The sequence below is a fragment of the Sphingobacterium sp. E70 genome (genome assembly GCF_019285695.1).
Taxonomy (GTDB): Bacteria; Bacteroidota; Bacteroidia; order Sphingobacteriales; family Sphingobacteriaceae; genus Sphingobacterium; species Sphingobacterium detergens.
In genome coordinates this window covers 3,901,966-3,918,863 of record NZ_CP079104.1, presented here as the reverse complement: position 1 = coordinate 3,918,863, position 16,898 = coordinate 3,901,966, and the positions used below count along the sequence as shown (strand labels likewise).

Here is a 16,898-nt window from a genome sequence, read left to right as displayed (position 1 = left end):
ATTCTTCAAAAGATAGAAATTAGGATCAATCCAAACAGCCCAACACCATGAGTGAAATCAACTTTTTATTACGTGATAAAAACCGGCGCAAATTTTTCTTCAAATGCATTTTAATTGGCCTCCCTGTATTGATTAGCCTGGCATTATTGATCAATTATATGGAAGATAGTTCAGCTGCCAAAGGTACTCCGAACGACAAAGGTGGGATGGACTATTATTTTAGGGATGCCGTTACCGAAACCGCTCCGGATGTACTTTGCAAACTGATTCCCATGTATCCCAATGGTAAAATCACCTATTACAACTTTTCCACCGATCAAACGGATAATCCAGCTGGAGACCTATTTCTGTTTACAGCCGATTCCTTTGAAAAGGTGAAAGCATTCTATCAGGAAAAAGGAAAGATAGTCGATGATGGGACAGATACATTTGTCTGTGATATTGGTGGAAAGAAAATAACCTTAAGCAAATTCACAACGAAAGAAGACGATCCAGTTCAGGGTGAAAATAAGATCAATATTTCATTTTAAATTTTGCGGCAGCAGGCCCCATAACATCGAAATTTATCATTAAACAACAATTAAGTTTGAAGCCCAAGCCCCGTTCGTTATTCGGGCTACAGTTTGAGCACATGACACCTTGCGGCTATTTTTATCAGGGTCTTCCCCAAATAAAAGCTGTCTGTGTTGATTTATCATCAAAAAAGCTGTATCTTTGTAAAACATAATTGGGGTTGACCGGAATTGACAGGATGGAGACGGTTATGTAAGCATGTAGTGCGTTGTTAGTAGAGCACTTTAATCTGAACTTTCAGAATTATAACTGGCGAAGAAAACTACGCCTTAGCTGCTTAAGTTAGACTTAACATAGCTATTTGTCCCGTTAGATCCTGTTCTTTGGTTTAACATTCGGGGCATCGAACGATAGAACTGGCAAGTGTGATGTTGCTAAGCACTTGTGAGAAACAGCAACTACGGCGTACGGTATAGGTAAGCGACTCACCTTCCCTCGCTCGACAATCAAAGAGAAGCTAAACATGTAGAAAGCGTATACAGTACCATGACTGGACGAGAGTTCGAATCTCTCCAGCTCCACTAGAAAAGCCATATTCAACATTGAGTATGGCTTTTCTTTTTAAAACACTATCCCGTACGAAACTGTTTTCTATATTTTAGCGGAGATGCCTTTGTCACCACCTTAAATTGTTTGCTAAAATGTGCCCAGCTGTTATAGCCGCTATTATAGCAGATGTCCAAAATAGGCCGATCTGTATCGCGTAATAGTTTGCAGGCATGACCGATCCGGAGTTCTTTGATAAAATCAAAATAACTCTTTTTATGTTCTTTTTGAAAAAACGGCAAAATGCCGAAACAGACATATTGGTGCTGGAAGCAACCTCTTCGAGTGAAATAGGATTTAAAAAATTCTTAAAAGAATAGTCTATTATCGCTTCTATAACGATGTTTCCTTCTCTACCGGCAATCGTATCAAAAGCCATCGTAATCACCTTATGCTCTTCGGACGATCCAATCTGTTCCATACAGTTCAATAATAACTGAATACGTTCAAGCCCCTCTGTATTTTCTATTTTGCGGATCATGAGATCAATTTCCGCTGCAAGATTTCCAATAAGCTGGATTCCCGTGCTGTCATTTTTCAACAATCCAGCGATCACATGCATCTCGGCAGCGCCAAAAATCCCGTCCCCAAAAGTCCTTGAGGAAATGAACAACAATTGCACTACCAACCGCATCCTGCCTGGATTTACGGAACCAATGCGGCAGATCCGAACCGAGGAAGAATACATCTCCCTGCTTATAATCGCCGATATAATCACCAATAAGTGCTGTTCCATTACCTTCTGTGATCACAATCAGCTCGCACTCAGGATGCCTATGCCAAGCTGTTTCAAAAGTGGGCGTCCTGTACGTTCGACAAGCGAAAGAATACTGTTCTTCGACATGTATTTTCTGGATCAGTGTTTTCATGATAAATTATTGCTAACGAATACATCTGCTATCTGAACACATAATATACGATTATAAACACAACAAATAGCAAGATAGCATATTTTTTCACCCAAATAGCGGTTGAAAGATGCTCAGCTGATGCTGTAAATTTATCTTACGACAAGGGAACCACATGTAAGCGTATGCGGCTATCGCATAAGAATAAACCGAAATAAAATTATGAACTCAATTTCAACGATAACCAAGTATGGAAAATAATACCTATGATGCCATCGTCGTTGGCTCTGGCATCAGTGGCGGATGGGCCGCAAAAGAGCTTTGTGAAAAGGGATTAAAAGTTCTGATGCTCGAACGCGGCAGCCCTTACGAGCATGTCAAAGATTATAAATCTGCACTACGGGAACCCTGGGATCTCCCACACCGCGGACGCACAACCGTAGAACAGAAAAAAAAATATCCTGTTATCCACCGTGGCTGGGCAGCCTCAGAAGCGGTCATGGATGGTTGGGTAAATGAAGAAGATTGTCCCTATACCGAATTGAAACCCTTTACATGGTGGCGCAGCTACCGCATGGGAGGACGATCAACCTTATGGGGTAGACAATCCTATAGGCTGAGCCAAATGGACTTCGAAGCCAATGAGCGGGATGGGATTGCCGTGCCATGGCCCATAGGCTACAATGATATCGCTCCTTGGTATGACCATGTCGAAAAATTTGCCGGAATCAGCGGATCCCTAGAAAATATTGCACACCTTCCGGATGGACAGTTCCTACCCCCATGGAGTTGAACTGCGTAGAAAAAGATGTGGCCAAACGAATTAAACAAGAATATGGGGACAAGCGGCACCTGATCATTGGGCGGGTTGCAAACCTTACAGCCCTGATCCCTGGGAGATCAAAATGTCAATTTCGGAACCGTTGCTGGGAAGGATGCCCCTTTGGAGGCTATTTCAGCACCCAGTCCTCTACCTTACCTGCCGCAATGAAAACAGGTAATTTGACCGTCCGGCCTTATTCGCTGGTTCGGCAGATACTTTATGACAAAAATACCAAAAAGGCCACTGGTGTTGAGGTCTTAGATACCGAGACCAACCAAACCTATGAATTCAAGAGTAAAGTGGTCTTTCTATGTGCTTCGACCCTCAACAGCACCTGGGTCTTATTTAACTCCGCAACGGACATTTGGCCCGAAGGTTTGGGGAGCAGCAGCGGCGAGTTGGGTCATAATGTGATGGACCATCATTACAACATCGGTGCTTCCGGAATAGTGGAAGGCTATGAAGATCGCTATATATTCGGCAAAAGAGCCAATGGGTTTTATATTCCCCGATTTGTCAATATTGGCAGTGACAAAAGAGATTACCTACGTGGCTTCGGTTACCAAGGCGGTGCCAGCCGTGAAGGTTGGGGCAAGGAGGTTGCCGAACTCAATATAGGTGGCAACTTTAAAGACGCACTTACTGAACCCGGTCAGTGGACTATCGGCGCAACAGGTTTTGGAGAGATACTCCCCTATCACGAAAATAAAATCTCACTGGATAAAGATCGCAAGGACAAATGGGGATTGCCTGTTTTGGCGATGGACGCTGAACTGAAAGACAATGAGTTGAAGATGCGAAAGGATATGCAGGAAGAGATGAAAGCGATGCTTACTATCGCAGGTGTAAAAAATGTAAACACCTGGGACAGTGGTCATGCCATGGGACACGGTATCCATGAAATGGGAACCGCGAGAATGGGACACGACCCCAAAACCTCGGTACTCAACAAGTGGAATCAGGTTTGGGATTGTCCCAACGTATATGTTACCGATGGCGCCTGCATGACTTCATCGGGATGCCAAAATCCATCATTGACCTATATGGCATTGACTGCACGGGCCGTAGACCATGCCGTCAATGAGCTCAAGAAAAATAATAGCTAAGCCCATGGAAAGAAGAACACTTTTAAAGATGATTGCCCTGCTTACAGGCGGAGCCGTGATTGGTGGCAATGCTTTTTGACTGGCTGCAGTTCCAACAAAGAAAGCGACCTTAAGGAACGCCTCAATTTAACTCCCCAGCAAATCGCATTCCTGGACGAAGTAGCAGACACCATACTTCCAACTACCCCAAAAGCCCGGGTGCCAAAGCAGCCAAAGTCGGCTCATTTATGAAGGTCATGGTGAACGATTGTTATGAAGCTCCGGATCAACGGGTCTTTCTTGAAGGAATGGACAACTTGGATGCGGCCTGTAATAAAATGCATAAGCTGGGATTCGTGGAAGCCACGGCTGAGCAAAGGCTTAGCCTTCTCACAGCAATCGATAAAGAGGCAAAAGAGTATATGTCCCAAAAGGAGATTTACCCAATCACTACTATACCATGTTTAAGCAATTAACACTACTAGGCTATTTCTCTTCGGAAATAGGCCATAAACAGGCGCTGCGATACAATCAGGCGCCAGGTCGATACGAAGGGGATGTGCCTTATAAAAAGGGGATCGTTCCTGGGCTTAAAATAACGAACTTACGGATATAAGGTTCCACAAAGGAACCTTTTCACCTAAAAAGAGATTTATGACAACAATTAAAGGACCTGCAATTTTTTTGGCACAATTTGCCGGTGACAATGCACCCTACAATACCTTGGAAGGTATTTGCCAATGGGCAGCTTCCCTCGGCTACAAAGGTATCCAGATACCTACTTGGGATGCGCGCTTAATAGATCTTCAAAGAGCTGCTGAAGACAAAGACTATACACTGCAGCTCCAGTCTACCGTACAATCCTATGGACTGGAGATCACCGAACTATCAACACATCTCCAAGGGCAACTGATCGCTGTGCATCCGTCTTTTGATCCATTATTCGATGCATTTGCGCCACAAGAGCTGCATAATAATCCCAAAGAGACAACAATGGGCTGTACAGCAGCTCCATTATGCGATTAAAGCCTCCCATAATCTCGGTTTGAAAGCCCTCGCAACCTTTAGCGGTGCATTTCTATGGCCTTATGTTTACCCCTGGCCGCAACGTCCCGCCAATCTGATCGAGACAGGGTTCACTGAACTCGCCAAAATATGGCTTCCCATATTGGATATCTGTGAACAGTACGATGTCGATCTTTGTTATGAGCTTCATCCGGGTGAAGATCTGCACGACGGCGTTACCTTTGATCTGTTTTTAGAAAAAGTAAATTACCACAAACGAGCAAATATTCTATACGATCCATCGCACTTTGTCCTGCAATGCCTCGACTACCTGCAATTCATCGACATCTACCACGAGCGGATTAAAATGTTCCATGTAAAAGATGCTGAATTCAACCCTTCTGGTCGTCAAGGTGTTTATGGTGGATATCAAGATTGGCAAGCAAGGGCTGGCCGTTTTCGCTCTATTGGGGATGGACAGGTCAATTTCAAAGCAATTTTCACCAAGTTGACACAATATGATTTTCAGGGCTGGGCAGTCCTGGAATGGGAATGTGCATTTAAAAATTCAGAAGACGGCGCTCGCGAGGGTGCACAGCATATCAAAGAGTACATTATCCGGGTAGGCGATCGCGCATTCGACAATTTTGCTGCTGCTGGTAGCGATGATGACTTGAATAGAAAATTGATCGGTTTATCAGAATAATAGCCTAAAATACAGTTACTATGGAAATCAGAAAAATCAGGATGGGCATGATAGGCGGTGGCAAGAATGCTTTTATTGGCGCTGTGCACCGTATGGCTGCAGGGATAGATGGACAGGTCGAACTATGCTGCGGCGCATTAAGTTCTGACCCCGTTAAAGCGCAGGAGTCCGGAGAGCTGCTTTCGCTCCCGACGGATCGAATCTATACAAATTTTAGGAAATGATCCTGCGCGAAAGTCAGTTGCCCCTGACGAACGGATGCATTTTGTAAGTATTGTCACCCCCAATGTTGCCCATTTTGAACCCGCCATGCTTGCTCTTGAACATGGATTTCATGTGCTCCTGGAAAAACCCATGACCTTCTCCTGCAGGAAGCCCAATTATTACAGCAGAAAGTCAATGAATCGGGATTACTACTTTGCGTCACCTATACCTATTCGGCCTATCCGATGGTCAAACAGGCACGTCAGTTGGTCCGCGAAGGCAAGCTTGGAACTATCCGTAAAATCATGGTCGAATATCCACAGGGCTGGCTCAGCACATTGATCGAAAACGAATCCCCGCTTGCCGCCTGGCGAACAGACCCTGAAAAAGGGGACTAAGCAGCTGTATGGGAGATATCGGAACACATGCCGCTCATCTCGCTGAATATATTTCCGATTTAAAAATAACCAAGGTCTGTGCTGATCTTCGTACAGTCGTAGCAGGAAGACGACTGGAAGATGACGGTAATGTCCTGCTGGGATTTGAAAATGATGCAACCGGCGTACTCTCTGCCTCACAGGTAGCGGCAGGCGAAGAGAATGCTTTAAAAATAAGGATATATGGAGAAAAAGCCGGTTTGGAATGGAACCAGCAAGAGCCCAATAGCCTCCTATTGAAACCGCTTAACGAACCGGCACAACTGTTTCGTGCAGGACAACAATATCTCAGTCCTCTAGCTCAGCACAACAGCCGCTTACCCGCTGGACATCCGGAAGGTTACATCGAAGCATTTGCCAATATCTATCGGAATTTTTCAGCTACAATTCTTGCAAAAATAAACGGCACCCGTCCTCGGAGGCCATGCTGGATTTCCCTACCGTCGCAGATGGAACAAGGGGCATGAAATTTATCGAAACGGTAATAGCTTCTGGACAGTCCAGTCAAAAATGGACTCCCCTATGATCAAGTCCATAGGGACATCGACATGAAAGTCGATTCAATACCGAAATTACTGCGTCATCAAGTAAGGAGTCTTGCAACAGGTCAGTAATTTCGGTTTTCCAGGTTCTTTTGAAAGGCTTTAATATTGGAATGCCCTATGTCAACGTATAATCCCCTTGTACACCGCATCCCGTAACACCCCGCCTTCGGTATCACCGGCATATTCCCAATACATCGCCCCCAGTAAGCCCTGTCCATGCACATAATCACATTTCAAGGCAATGGATTCTGGAGTTTCAAAAGTCAGTACCAATTCTCCTGTGCATTGACCAGATAGTGGGCCTTCGCTTCATCATCCCATTTCTGTTCAAAGCCCTGTAAATTCAGGAGATCCTTATAGTCTATAAACCCCTTGATATCCGTTTTATTTCCCCGTCCGTAAAACGGAATACCAAGCACCAATTTTTCGGCAGGCATTCCAGCGGCAATATGTGCCTTGACGGCTTCAGCGCAGGTCGTGCGCCCCGATAAGGGAGAACGATGCAAGCTCGCATGATGATACGGTGGATTCCCTGAGTCGTAAGTCATGATGTTCACAAAATCTACATCGTTTTTATCCGATCAAAAGCAATATATTGACCACTTGATACCGAAGCGAGTGTCAATAGTTTTTTCTTACCGATAGCCTTCCGGATATCCCGCATCAATAAGGTAAAATTCTCGGTATCTGATTTCGTCGCAGAAATACCGGCGGAAGAATTCGTTGGATATTCCCAATCAATATCAATGCCGTCGAGTTTAAACTCTTTTACAAGCCGTTCACAATCCTTGGCAAATTTCCCCCGATTAACGGCATCAGCAGCCATCTCACTAAAGCGACCACTTCCCCAGCCACCAATGGATAACAATACTTTCAAGTGTGGATGCTTTTTCTTCAGCGCTATAATACTTTTTAATCTGGCTTCATTGTCGATACGCACTCCGTCAAAACTGTCATTGACATGCCCAAATGCATAATTGATATGGGTCAGGTAAGTCGGATCCGGCATCACTGTTGACCAGGATGTAACGTAGGCAATCACCACTTTTTATTTTTCCCATGTGCACAACTCCCTTGTGGACTAAGCGTCATTAACAATAAGGCTATTGCTGTAAAGCTAAGGGTTATTAACTTGAGGGGTTTATAACATTTTTAGATTTCATACACATCATAATATTCAATATAAATAGCACCGATATTGAGCCAAATTCCGCTATCCATTTAACAAAAGAATAAGCGGACAACGATCCGTCTTCTATTAAAGTTTTAAATAGATATTTATCTTTTTCAGTAAAATAGCATACCACAACATGGCGAAAGCCCATAGCAGCGAACCACCAACAGCAAGAAGCATGTTATCCGATTGCTTATAGAAAAACAAAGGAATCTGCAATCCCCAACAGATGAAATAAATTAAATCTGGCGCAAGATAGGTTGTCAAAGAATTCTTTCCGGCTTCCTCGAAAACGAATATTCCTTTATGGTATTTCCGGATATCTATTACATAGTAGATAACAAGCAGTAAGAGCAGGCTGATGCCACAACAGAGCAATGCCCAGCTTGGCGTACCGTGAATTTTGGATAATATAAACCAGGGGCGCAGCGCAAACCCACCCAGTAACCAAAGTATTCCAATAATCAGCATCCAACGTAAAAGTAGCTTAGGTGTAGCAGCATACCGTTTTATCAAGATGCCAATGATTGTTCCGGCCAATACAATGCAAGGTACATTACCCGATAACAGCACATTCAGGTAGTTCCCGATGATCGGAATATGCAATTTGAATGCTGTTTGAGACAGAATATTTAGGACAAGAAACAGCAGCCAAAAGCATACTACAATGGAGAGCCTTCCCCGACTTAACACAAAAGTAGTAGCAGCAGCAAAATAACCCCAGCCGATTAAGCCCAAGATTCCCCACCAACCGATCTCCAAGCCTTTACCCTCTGCAGCTTTAAAACAGTAAACCAAATAACAGATCCCCAATACCCCGACCAGGCGCATCCCTTTAAATAAGGTCTGACTGCCGGCAGTAGTAGGATACCTATTCCAGATCAGAAATACGCAGAGATACAACAATCCTAGCCACCAAAAACCAGACATACCCGTCAATGAAGCATCCACACGTCCACCGTTCAGAATCAAGACACCAATCAGGATTAAACTCGCGGTACGGGTGACAATATGCGCAAAAATCAGACGAGGAGATTCTCCCAGCTTCTCCCGGGCAGCGACAGCATATGGTACAGCCATGCCCACCATAAAAAGAAATCCCGGAAAAACCCAATCTGCCAGCCCCATACCGTCGACATCCGCTTTGGTATGCAGCAGCCATTCTGGGACACCGGGCGCAAATAAATCGTTGACAAATAACATGAGAAATAGAGTCATACCCCGCATGACATCCATTGAGCGAATTCGAATTAATTGTTTAGGTTGTTGTTGATCCATAATGATACGATAAATCCAAAGCAAATCAGCTGTCATAGCCCAAAACGTCCCGTTTACCCAATTCTGCCACAGACGACTCAGCTACTTTAAGGAATTGTAAAATGCAGGACTCGGTCGCTTAAAATACGCCTACGCGATTCCGTTCGCATTCAGGTTTATAATTTTTAGCAAACAGAACAACTATTTGCTTACCCTAAGATGAGCATATTATATCATATTCAAGAGAAATAATTGTTCAAATTAGTGTAATTTTTGCTTTTATCATACAAGTTTCCTGGAATTATGCCTTCATCTCACAACATTTTGAAAAGCGCATTGCCCACGTTACGTTTCGTGTAGCCTCTTTTTACCAGCGGATAAGAAATGGCGTGGAATCCGGTGTTAAATATATGCTGTTATATAAAAACAATCACCTCATCACAAAAAGCTGCAACCAAATAAACAGAGGAAAAAATTGATCAAAAAGCATCAACTATAGTGTAAAACTAATATTTTTGACGTTAGTTCTAAAACAACATATAACATGAGCCAGTTAGTATTTCGTGACGCCAGACAAGAAGATTTACCTCGTATCGTAGCCATATACAATACCACCATTGCTTCGAGAATGGTCACAGCAGACACCAGTCCTGTAACCGTAGAAAGCAGACAGAAATGGTTTGATGAACACAGCCCGTCAACGAGACCATTATGGTTGGTAGAGGAACAAAATAATATCCTCGGCTGGGTCAGCTTCCAGTCTTTTTATGGTCGCCCAGCATACGATGCCACAGTAGAGATCAGCATCTACCTGGATGAACAACAGCGAGGCCGGGGACTGGGCAAGCAAATTCTCCAATACTGCATAGACAAAGCCCCCAGCCTTGGTGTACATACCTTATTGGGTTTCATCTTTGCGCATAATGTACCTAGCATCACCTTATTTGAAAAAATGGGATTCCAGGAATGGGCCAACCTGCCCAATATTGCTACGCTAGATGGGGTAGAACGAAGTTTAAAGATATTGGGAAAAAGGCTAAGTTAAGTAACACAACTGGCTTCCAAGGAAAAAGTCATTAGCTTTAAGTAATTATTTTACACTCTTAATTTACAATTATGACTCAACGACTACAATTAATGTTAATATTCACCCTTTCTATGTTGTTTTGGATCAATATTGCCACTGCACAAGATCCAGAACGGATAAAGACCATCACAATTTCCGCAGATTCCACCTATACAAAAGTCGTACAAGCACTTCAAGAAAGTGGCTACTATATTGCTCAATTAGACCGTTCTTCAGGTTTTATTCAAACCAGTGTATCGCTTAAAAGCAAATCAATATTTGGTCGTGATGGTGATAAAAGAATCTTCAATTTTCTAGTCGTCCCGCTTCCAGATCGAAGGTCCAAAATCATTCTCAATATCTTTCTGTTCGAACGCCTTCAAGCCGGAAGCGGTAATTCCGGAAATTATTACTACGATGACAAGGGCCTTGTCCAGGATGATAAAATCTATCAGCAGATCTGGGATAAAATTTTGCCACAGCTGTAATAAAGCATGTATTGCATGCACCTAGAATAAAAATAGAACTAAAAGACAATAAATTTGTATTATTTTGGTGGTGAAATATTTTTGCAATATTGCGCGATATCTAATTGATCAAAGCCAATGCGTGTAACTAAAAAAACAAACTTTTTCATTCGTTATTATAGTTATTGTTCTTGGCATTATTGCATTTCCAATTTTCCATATTCTTAGAACAAAATGGGGCGAAACAGACATCCACAGGACTTCCGCCTCATTATGTGGATGATGCCAGTACCTTAAACCCAACCAAAGTCGACACCATCATTGCCATTCCAAAAGACAGGTCAGCAATCGAAAATCAATTGCGGCAAATTCTGCAGTATGCAAATGCCAAGGGCTTAAAATCTCCGTCGCAGGGGCGCGTCACAGTATGGGTGGTCATACGATGTATCCCGATGGAGTTGTACTCAATATGCTCCCATACAACCACATGGAGCTGGATACGGTAAACAATGTACTGACAGTCGGTTCGGGAGCACTTTGGTCAGATGCTATTCACTATTTAGATCATTATGGCAAATCAATTGCGGTGATGCAAGCATTTAGTTCTTTTTCTATTGGAGGCTCGCTCAGTGTAAATGGACATGGATGGCAAAAAAATTCGCCACCTTTAGCATCCAGTGTACTTTCCTTTACATTAATGAATGCCAAAGGTCAGGTGCTCCTTTGCAGTAGGAAAGAAAATAGCGAACTTTTCCATCATGTGATTGGTGGATATGGCTTATTTGGTATTATACTCGACGTGAAACTTAAAGTCGTCAATAATCAATCTCTAAAATTTCATTACATCAATTTAGCACCCGAAAATTACACGAAATACTATAAAAATATATTCTTGACAATCCGAAGGTCGATCTAGTTTTTGGTCGGTTACGCGTCTCTAACAAGAATTTTCTAGCGGAGGCTACGCTCAACTATTTTGAGCAGACGGCAGAACAACCGATACAGCTGGCTCAACAGAGCAAGAAAATGGAAGAAACCAAGAGACTCATATTTCGGGGCAGCGTCAATAACGAATATGGAAAGCGGCTCCGCTGGGACCTTGAGACATCCTCCGCTATTCCGGCAAGGCATCTTACCTTCACCAGAAATGAGATCATGGATAGCCAAGTCTCTTTGATTGAAAATAAAGATACCGCATCGACAGATCTGCTCCACGAATATTTTATTCCTGAACGAAATTTCATGAAATTCATTCAGGATATAAAACCTATTTTATTAAAATCAAAGCTAGATCTACTAAATATTACGATCCGTGCGGTCAATCGGGACGATGATGCTTACCTAAATTATGCACAGGAAGATGTTTTCGGTTTCGTACTGCTGTTTAATCAGAAAAAACAGCACAGCAAGAAGCCGAGATGCAGACACTCACAGATCTTTTGGTTGATGCAACCATTAAAAATGAAGGAACCTATTATCTTCCTTATCGTTTACACATCACAAAAGACAAAATGAGGAAAGTCTATCCACAAGCAGACAGTTTTTTCAGGACCAAAACAAAATACGACCCGTCGGAACTCTTCAACAACAAATTTTATAGGCACTATAAATAACCGCCGGGTATTGAGCTATATTGATATTGTCAGCAATGGAACATCGAGGCCAGAGGCCATCATCCGTGTTTTGCTGCGATGTGTCAACGAGCTCCAGAAACCATATTTATAAGGAATCATGACCAATAGGTCCGTATGGCTTTCTTTGACCTCATCACGAATAGCTTTCACCACTTCATTTGAAGTTACATTTTTATAGTAATAGCTGACGATCCCCATCACATCGTTGATGGCTTCGCGGGTAGCACTACCTTTTTCCTCGTTTAGTTGTTCGACGGTTTTACGGATATTGAGCACCTCTAGGACAGCATTAAAGTCAGTTGCAAAATCTTTAACTTTTTCTAGGATCTCTTTTTGGACACCACGAACGATGTCGCAGGCAAAGAGAATATGTTTTAGTCCGGTGAATTGTGCTCCCAAGGGTACAGAGAGAATAGGAATTTTTAGCCTACTGATGGCTGCGGTCGTTGTATTGCCCAACATGTCCTGGTCAAACGACCGTTTGGCCATTCCCATGACCAGTAGATCGGCACCGGTTTCCTGAATACATTTTGTAATCTGATCATAGAACAAACCAGTAGCCAGATAAGGGACGGCGGGCACCCCACTCTTCTGGGTAATAGCCTCCGCTTTATGTTTTAAAATCTTGTTTTGATGTTCAAAAATTTTGAACATAGAATCGGGAGAAAGACGTGCATTCATCGCATGGATGGAAGGGTTCTGGAGAGAAAATAAGACAATCTCATATTCTTTACCTGCAAAAACTTCCAGTATAAAATTCAAGGCATGTTCTGCCTCTTCAGCATAGTCTGTAGCAACAATAATCCGTTTCATATGATCCGATTTAATACGATTAAACAATTCCTTATTAATACGATCAAGTTACCGAAAAATAATAAATCTATCAACCGGACAATTGTCTCAGCATCGTCAATTTTCTCCCGATTTTCCAGCTATTTTGAATAGCTATCTTTTACAAAAGAAGCCTTTTTCAGGTAGTCGATACTTTGCTCAAGGCCTGTGTAAATATCATTGCGTGTATCTTCCAGTTCAACGAACAGATATTTCAGTCCACCTGTTTTAGCATTGTTAAAGATCGCATCAAATCCAACCATTCCACTTTGACCGATTTCACGGTGGTCTTTGATATGTAAAGCTTTAAATCTGCCTGCGTACTTGTTGAAATAATCCACAGGGCTTACATCTCCGATTACTGCCCAGTAAACATCCATTTCAAAAAACACATTTTCAGGATTGGTATGCTCCAACATGTAATCGAACATCACTTTATCCTCTACCTTTTTAAATTCGTGTGCATGGTTGTGGTATCCATACAATATTCCCTGTTGGCGGCATTTTGCACCCACAGCATCCAAATAGCGGCATTGCGTTTCAAGATCTTTGAGCGTCTTAGGCACATCCATCCAAGGTGTTACAATGTATTTCATACCGGCAGCTTTGTGGGCAGCGATACATTCGTCCCACCATTTTAGGGATTCGGAGAAATCTCCAGATGCAAGTTCCTGTGCAGACAATGTTTTTGTCGCATGGGAAGACAATACCTTCATTCCTGTTTTTTCCACTTTGGCTTTAAATTCCTGTGGGCTCAGGTTGTACAGTTTACCCTCTTTATAACCAGCAGCTTCCACTCCAGTATAACCAAGCGCCGCGATCTTTTGTAGAATTTGATCGAAATTCGGGTTCTTGCTGATTTCTTCACGTACAGAGTATAACTGTAGACCAATTTCTTTTTTTGCGGCTTTTTGTTGCGCAAAAGTCGGATTGATGGCCAATAGCATACAGCCAGCCATTAAAGATCCGATGAGTGTTCTTCTTTTCATGAGTTTTATTTATTCTATAGACCTATCCAACACGAAAGACTATTGTAAACATCAGTTTACGGGTTGTTTAGGTTTATTCGTGTTAAGTGCAGCTGCAATGTATGCAAATCCATTAAAAAACACAACGTTTTGGTTTTTTATTTATTCACATCCTCAGGTTTTTGAAGGTTAGCAGCAGGCTTCTTTCAACTCAAAAATCGAACATTTTAAACGATTTGCAGCTCAAACTTGTTCTATTGGCAGAGACAATAATTAAAAAGATGGAAAATCAATTCAACACCCCAGAACATAGCAATGAGAAGCAGGAGGAAAAATTACCTCCGATAGCCGTTGAAGAAAAAGATGATGCACCTGCTGGTCGCAATATCAAACGAACGATAATTATTGCCGTTTGTGTGCTGATTGTATTTTATTTGATCTATTATTTTATGAGTTCACATTAAATATGGAGCAGTCCATTGGTCATGAAATAAAGAGCTATCCAATCAGAATATTTCAGTTTTATCAGCCCGGAGTCTGATAAAACTGAAACAATTATTCAACAATAACGTTAATTCCCACCATTTTAGCTTTGTATTTAATCTTTTCGATGAGGCCATAATAGCTCCAGTTGCGCAATAAAAATTCATCATCTTTGGCCAGTTCCTCTTTATTCGATTGATTGACTAATAAAAGTGTTCCGGCTTGCGTTTTGACACATAGTTCAATCAATCGCCGGCTATATAAGTGGAGTTTACTGTCCACATAATTTTTCTCTTTATCGTTATAATGTTCCAGGCTTTTCATTTTCCGTTTTCTTCCGCGTCCACCTTTATTGAAAGCTGAGGCCTTTTGCAATCTATGGCGGGCGGCCTGAATAGCCATCCGTCGGTAGAGGAACTCCTCTTTGTTACCGATCTGAAAGGACTCTTTACCTACGATAACCGAGATGGGGTGTTCAATTGCCAGTGAAGCTTCTGCAATTACATGTTCTTTCAGTTCTTGGATTTTCTTTGGAAGTTCGAGCGCCAGCAGCAGGAATATTTTGCCTTTGACAATATTAATTGCGCTGCTACAGACTTTAATCTGGCCCACCAGTGCCCGTTGCAGTAGCACCCTTTTGTCCGATCGGTCTTTGCCGAGGTAGGTCCGAAATGGTATTTTGAATAGTGTGAATCTAAAATCTCTATTATTCTCATCTTTGCTGAAATTAACCTGTTTACCAGAAAAAGGGATCGGCATATCTTTTTATAGTTACGGAGAGACTTCTCCCCTTCCAATAAGCCAGGCGATCTGCCTGAAAATATTTTATTAAGGCCGTATTTATATGCGACAAGATATCCGTTGGAATCCGTCCTTTGAAGTAAGCGGATAGCAGGCGATAGGTGGTATTCATGCGGGAAGTATTGAGTATCCCCGCCTCATCTTTGGCATGATCTGCCAATTTCAATTTGACATCCTCTTTCAGGTAAATCAGATCTTTCAGATTTTCCTGCACATATTGATGCGAGATGACCATATTGGCACCACGGAAAACGACATCCTGCCATTCAAAGAGTTGTTTAAAATATTCAGATCGTTTTTCCTTGTCATCGCAGTCCACGAATACCTGAATTTTGCGGGTCAATACCATTGTATCGGTAGCCATATCTTTTGTTTATTTGGTTATGCTGTTTTCTTTGGAACCTTAATTTTTGCATGTGCATTGATAAATAATTTCCGCACCTGTCCACCATCCAATTGCAGCGCTTCGGAAATCTGATCAAATGAATACTGCAGTTCGTAACGCATGCGGAATATCTCCGCTTCTTCGGCTGTCATTTCGTTGTTTAATTTAAATTCAGCGGGTTTGGCTATCAACTGCATTTTCTCTTGGTTATTAAAGATGGAGCGAAGGAGTTCTATGGTTTTCTCTACACGGAGGCTGACTTCATAATCCGATATTCCCCCATGTGGTAAGCGATACGTTCATAGTTAAAACTATATTTAAGACAGAGTCGAATGAAGAGCTGTTGATCGTTGTTGAGGTTGGGCAGGATTTGGTTGAGCTGTTTTAGTTGCTCTTTTTCTCCAGTTCCAGTTGTTCGAGGTAGAGGATATCCACTTCGGGCTCCTCTTCGAGTTCATAGCCCAGCAGAAACTCCTGATAATCTTCGATACCATCCAATCGAAGGAGGCTACGGTGGAACCTATTGCGTGATTTTTGGAAGAAGGCGTTTATGGCGGATTTAACCTGAGATTTTAGGAATTCGAACAGTTCGGTTTCGGAATTCACATTTTCACGGAATAGCCAGAGTCTGAGAAAGGCTTCCTGAGCAATACTTTCTCCGGTACATTCGTCATCTGTTGCACGGTGGGCACGAAAGCGGAAGTAGTCGTAGAATCTTTGATAGAAGAATTTCAGCCCATTTTCATTGCCATTATGAAGGCATTGGAGCGCATTTTTTGCGTCCTCATTACGTACAAGAAGTTTCATAATTAGTTTATATAGTTAGTAAAAATCACTTACCAACGCCCCAGTAATTCTGGCGGATTTTGTGGGGACTGGAGCGAGGTAAGTTTATCGCATGGTATGGTAAAAGCTTATTGGTATTGAGAATGGGAAGATTGCGAAGAAAATGTCTTTTATTTCTGCTTCGATATAACGAAGGGGCCAGACGAACTTCTAAGCTCGTTATTCATACCCTACATTTCATAGCTTCCAACAACCTACCCAACCCTATCTCTCT

Annotated in this window: 22 protein-coding genes, 1 other RNA gene and 4 pseudogenes; 15 read left to right on the top strand and 12 right to left on the bottom strand. The window is 42.4% G+C overall.

Going from position 1 to position 16,898, the window contains the following annotated elements; genetic code table 11:
* The first annotated feature begins 47 nt into the window (after positions 1-47).
* Both KUH03_RS27540 and ssrA read left to right on the top strand, forming a co-directional pair.
* Entirely contained in the window at positions 48-530 is a 483-nt protein-coding gene (locus KUH03_RS27540) for a hypothetical protein (RefSeq protein WP_257087657.1), read from the top strand.
* 199 nt (positions 531-729) lie between these two features.
* Positions 730-1,097: a transfer-messenger RNA gene (ssrA, locus tag KUH03_RS27535) on the top strand.
* A 45-nt stretch (positions 1,098-1,142) separates the two neighbouring features.
* Here the strand turns inward: ssrA and KUH03_RS49235 are convergent.
* Both KUH03_RS49235 and KUH03_RS27525 read right to left on the bottom strand, forming a co-directional pair.
* Entirely contained in the window at positions 1,143-1,361 is a 219-nt protein-coding gene (locus KUH03_RS49235) for a helix-turn-helix domain-containing protein (RefSeq protein ID WP_373564499.1), read from the bottom strand.
* A gap of 288 nt (positions 1,362-1,649) precedes the next feature.
* Complete coding sequence (locus KUH03_RS27525; protein ID WP_257087655.1) at positions 1,650-1,988, bottom strand: AraC family ligand binding domain-containing protein; 339 nt, start codon at positions 1,986-1,988, stop codon at positions 1,650-1,652.
* Positions 1,989-2,217: 229 nt separating this feature from the next.
* Between KUH03_RS27525 and KUH03_RS27520 the strand changes: the two are divergent.
* The 8 genes and pseudogenes from KUH03_RS27520 (at position 2,218) to KUH03_RS27485 (ending at position 6,694) form a co-directional block, all read left to right on the top strand.
* Positions 2,218-3,896: pseudogene (locus tag KUH03_RS27520) on the top strand (GMC oxidoreductase).
* A 227-nt stretch (positions 3,897-4,123) separates the two neighbouring features.
* Positions 4,124-4,351, top strand: coding sequence for a gluconate 2-dehydrogenase subunit 3 family protein (locus KUH03_RS27515; protein ID WP_373564498.1), 228 nt, complete (start codon positions 4,124-4,126; stop codon positions 4,349-4,351).
* Positions 4,336-4,491, top strand: coding sequence for a gluconate 2-dehydrogenase subunit 3 family protein (locus KUH03_RS27510; protein WP_257087654.1), 156 nt, complete (start codon positions 4,336-4,338; stop codon positions 4,489-4,491). The genes KUH03_RS27515 and KUH03_RS27510 overlap by 16 nt, the downstream gene beginning before the upstream one ends.
* A 38-nt stretch (positions 4,492-4,529) precedes the next feature.
* Positions 4,530-5,586, top strand: a pseudogene (locus tag KUH03_RS27505) (sugar phosphate isomerase/epimerase family protein).
* 20 nt (positions 5,587-5,606) lie between these two features.
* Complete coding sequence (locus tag KUH03_RS27500) at positions 5,607-5,810, top strand: hypothetical protein (RefSeq protein ID WP_257087653.1); 204 nt, start codon at positions 5,607-5,609, stop codon at positions 5,808-5,810.
* Positions 5,811-5,844: 34 nt separating this feature from the next.
* A pseudogene (locus KUH03_RS27495) lies at positions 5,845-5,895 on the top strand (hypothetical protein); the annotation flags it as partial.
* Between the two features lie 140 nt (positions 5,896-6,035).
* The gene (locus KUH03_RS27490; protein WP_257098064.1) at positions 6,036-6,188 is read left to right on the top strand and encodes a hypothetical protein; all 153 of its coding nucleotides are present in this window, start codon (positions 6,036-6,038) and stop codon (positions 6,186-6,188) included.
* Between the two features lie 8 nt (positions 6,189-6,196).
* Positions 6,197-6,694 (top strand): Gfo/Idh/MocA family oxidoreductase, encoded by a 498-nt coding sequence (locus KUH03_RS27485; RefSeq protein WP_257087652.1) that lies wholly within the window; start codon positions 6,197-6,199, stop codon positions 6,692-6,694.
* A gap of 198 nt (positions 6,695-6,892) precedes the next feature.
* Here KUH03_RS27485 and KUH03_RS27480 read toward each other — a convergent pair whose 3' ends face one another.
* From KUH03_RS27480 to KUH03_RS27465, 4 genes are all read right to left on the bottom strand, one after another.
* The gene (locus KUH03_RS27480) at positions 6,893-7,045 is read right to left on the bottom strand and encodes a hypothetical protein (protein WP_257087651.1); all 153 of its coding nucleotides are present in this window, start codon (positions 7,043-7,045) and stop codon (positions 6,893-6,895) included.
* Positions 7,036-7,320: a glycosyl hydrolase family 18 protein gene (locus KUH03_RS27475; RefSeq protein WP_257097375.1), complete on the bottom strand. Its 285-nt coding sequence runs from the start codon at positions 7,318-7,320 to the stop codon at positions 7,036-7,038. Before KUH03_RS27475 ends, KUH03_RS27480 begins: the two co-directional genes overlap by 10 nt.
* 14 nt (positions 7,321-7,334) lie before the next feature.
* Positions 7,335-7,814, bottom strand: coding sequence for a glycosyl hydrolase family 18 protein (locus KUH03_RS27470; protein ID WP_257087650.1), 480 nt, complete (start codon positions 7,812-7,814; stop codon positions 7,335-7,337).
* A gap of 216 nt (positions 7,815-8,030) precedes the next feature.
* Positions 8,031-9,260, bottom strand: a complete 1,230-nt coding sequence (locus KUH03_RS27465) for a DUF5009 domain-containing protein (RefSeq protein WP_257087649.1) — start codon at positions 9,258-9,260, stop codon at positions 8,031-8,033.
* Positions 9,261-9,747: 487 nt separating this feature from the next.
* Here KUH03_RS27465 and KUH03_RS27460 point away from each other — a divergent pair, with 487 nt between their 5' ends.
* The 4 genes and pseudogenes from KUH03_RS27460 (at position 9,748) to KUH03_RS27445 (ending at position 12,251) form a co-directional block, all read left to right on the top strand.
* The gene (locus KUH03_RS27460) at positions 9,748-10,248 is read left to right on the top strand and encodes a GNAT family N-acetyltransferase (protein ID WP_257087648.1); all 501 of its coding nucleotides are present in this window, start codon (positions 9,748-9,750) and stop codon (positions 10,246-10,248) included.
* A 71-nt stretch (positions 10,249-10,319) separates the two neighbouring features.
* The gene (locus KUH03_RS27455) at positions 10,320-10,757 is read left to right on the top strand and encodes a hypothetical protein (RefSeq protein ID WP_257087647.1); all 438 of its coding nucleotides are present in this window, start codon (positions 10,320-10,322) and stop codon (positions 10,755-10,757) included.
* A 331-nt stretch (positions 10,758-11,088) separates the two neighbouring features.
* A pseudogene (locus tag KUH03_RS27450) lies at positions 11,089-11,652 on the top strand (FAD-dependent oxidoreductase); the annotation flags it as partial.
* Between the two features lie 110 nt (positions 11,653-11,762).
* On the top strand, positions 11,763-12,251 hold the full coding sequence (locus KUH03_RS27445; RefSeq protein WP_257087646.1) for a hypothetical protein: 489 nt from the start codon (positions 11,763-11,765) through the stop codon (positions 12,249-12,251).
* 113 nt (positions 12,252-12,364) lie between these two features.
* Here KUH03_RS27445 and KUH03_RS27440 read toward each other — a convergent pair whose 3' ends face one another.
* Positions 12,365-13,183, bottom strand: coding sequence for a universal stress protein (locus KUH03_RS27440; RefSeq protein ID WP_257087645.1), 819 nt, complete (start codon positions 13,181-13,183; stop codon positions 12,365-12,367).
* 119 nt (positions 13,184-13,302) lie between these two features.
* The gene (locus KUH03_RS27435) at positions 13,303-14,190 is read right to left on the bottom strand and encodes a sugar phosphate isomerase/epimerase (RefSeq protein WP_257087644.1); all 888 of its coding nucleotides are present in this window, start codon (positions 14,188-14,190) and stop codon (positions 13,303-13,305) included.
* Positions 14,191-14,450: 260 nt separating this feature from the next.
* Between KUH03_RS27435 and KUH03_RS27430 the strand changes: the two genes are divergently transcribed.
* Positions 14,451-14,633 (top strand): hypothetical protein, encoded by a 183-nt coding sequence (locus KUH03_RS27430; protein ID WP_147420488.1) that lies wholly within the window; start codon positions 14,451-14,453, stop codon positions 14,631-14,633.
* 91 nt (positions 14,634-14,724) lie between these two features.
* Here the strand turns inward: KUH03_RS27430 and KUH03_RS27425 are convergent, their stop codons facing one another.
* From KUH03_RS27425 to KUH03_RS27410, 4 genes are all read right to left on the bottom strand, one after another.
* On the bottom strand, positions 14,725-15,411 hold the full coding sequence (locus KUH03_RS27425; protein WP_257087643.1) for a hypothetical protein: 687 nt from the start codon (positions 15,409-15,411) through the stop codon (positions 14,725-14,727).
* Positions 15,389-15,817 carry a hypothetical protein gene (locus KUH03_RS27420; protein ID WP_257087642.1) on the bottom strand — a complete coding sequence of 143 codons (429 nt, stop codon included), beginning with the start codon at positions 15,815-15,817 and terminating at the stop codon, positions 15,389-15,391. The genes KUH03_RS27425 and KUH03_RS27420 overlap by 23 nt, the downstream gene beginning before the upstream one ends.
* A gap of 17 nt (positions 15,818-15,834) precedes the next feature.
* Complete coding sequence (locus KUH03_RS27415; protein ID WP_257087641.1) at positions 15,835-16,035, bottom strand: hypothetical protein; 201 nt, start codon at positions 16,033-16,035, stop codon at positions 15,835-15,837.
* A gap of 187 nt (positions 16,036-16,222) precedes the next feature.
* Positions 16,223-16,645 (bottom strand): hypothetical protein, encoded by a 423-nt coding sequence (locus KUH03_RS27410; protein WP_257087640.1) that lies wholly within the window; start codon positions 16,643-16,645, stop codon positions 16,223-16,225.
* Positions 16,646-16,898 lie beyond the last annotated feature (253 nt).

What these genes read in the sequence shown, in the direction of transcription:
- KUH03_RS27540 (WP_257087657.1), top strand. Translation starts at nt 48, where the DNA reads ATGAGTGAAATCAACTTTTTATTACGTGATAAAAACCGGCGCAAATTT.
- KUH03_RS27525 (WP_257087655.1), bottom strand. Translation starts at nt 1,988, where the DNA reads ATGAAAACACTGATCCAGAAAATACATGTCGAAGAACAGTATTCTTTC.
- KUH03_RS27515 (WP_373564498.1), top strand. Translation starts at nt 4,124, where the DNA reads ATGAAGGTCATGGTGAACGATTGTTATGAAGCTCCGGATCAACGGGTC.
- KUH03_RS27510 (WP_257087654.1), top strand. Translation starts at nt 4,336, where the DNA reads ATGTTTAAGCAATTAACACTACTAGGCTATTTCTCTTCGGAAATAGGC.
- KUH03_RS27500 (WP_257087653.1), top strand. Translation starts at nt 5,607, where the DNA reads ATGGAAATCAGAAAAATCAGGATGGGCATGATAGGCGGTGGCAAGAAT.
- KUH03_RS27490 (WP_257098064.1), top strand. Translation starts at nt 6,036, where the DNA reads ATGGTCAAACAGGCACGTCAGTTGGTCCGCGAAGGCAAGCTTGGAACT.
- KUH03_RS27485 (WP_257087652.1), top strand. Translation starts at nt 6,197, where the DNA reads ATGGGAGATATCGGAACACATGCCGCTCATCTCGCTGAATATATTTCC.
- KUH03_RS27475 (WP_257097375.1), bottom strand. Translation starts at nt 7,320, where the DNA reads ATGACTTACGACTCAGGGAATCCACCGTATCATCATGCGAGCTTGCAT.
- KUH03_RS27465 (WP_257087649.1), bottom strand. Translation starts at nt 9,260, where the DNA reads ATGACAGCTGATTTGCTTTGGATTTATCGTATCATTATGGATCAACAA.
- KUH03_RS27460 (WP_257087648.1), top strand. Translation starts at nt 9,748, where the DNA reads ATGAGCCAGTTAGTATTTCGTGACGCCAGACAAGAAGATTTACCTCGT.
- KUH03_RS27455 (WP_257087647.1), top strand. Translation starts at nt 10,320, where the DNA reads ATGACTCAACGACTACAATTAATGTTAATATTCACCCTTTCTATGTTG.
- KUH03_RS27445 (WP_257087646.1), top strand. Translation starts at nt 11,763, where the DNA reads ATGGAAGAAACCAAGAGACTCATATTTCGGGGCAGCGTCAATAACGAA.
- KUH03_RS27440 (WP_257087645.1), bottom strand. Translation starts at nt 13,183, where the DNA reads ATGAAACGGATTATTGTTGCTACAGACTATGCTGAAGAGGCAGAACAT.
- KUH03_RS27435 (WP_257087644.1), bottom strand. Translation starts at nt 14,190, where the DNA reads ATGAAAAGAAGAACACTCATCGGATCTTTAATGGCTGGCTGTATGCTA.
- KUH03_RS27430 (WP_147420488.1), top strand. Translation starts at nt 14,451, where the DNA reads ATGGAAAATCAATTCAACACCCCAGAACATAGCAATGAGAAGCAGGAG.
- KUH03_RS27425 (WP_257087643.1), bottom strand. Translation starts at nt 15,411, where the DNA reads ATGCCGATCCCTTTTTCTGGTAAACAGGTTAATTTCAGCAAAGATGAG.
- KUH03_RS27420 (WP_257087642.1), bottom strand. Translation starts at nt 15,817, where the DNA reads ATGGCTACCGATACAATGGTATTGACCCGCAAAATTCAGGTATTCGTG.
- KUH03_RS27415 (WP_257087641.1), bottom strand. Translation starts at nt 16,035, where the DNA reads ATGCAGTTGATAGCCAAACCCGCTGAATTTAAATTAAACAACGAAATG.
- KUH03_RS27410 (WP_257087640.1), bottom strand. Translation starts at nt 16,645, where the DNA reads ATGAAACTTCTTGTACGTAATGAGGACGCAAAAAATGCGCTCCAATGC.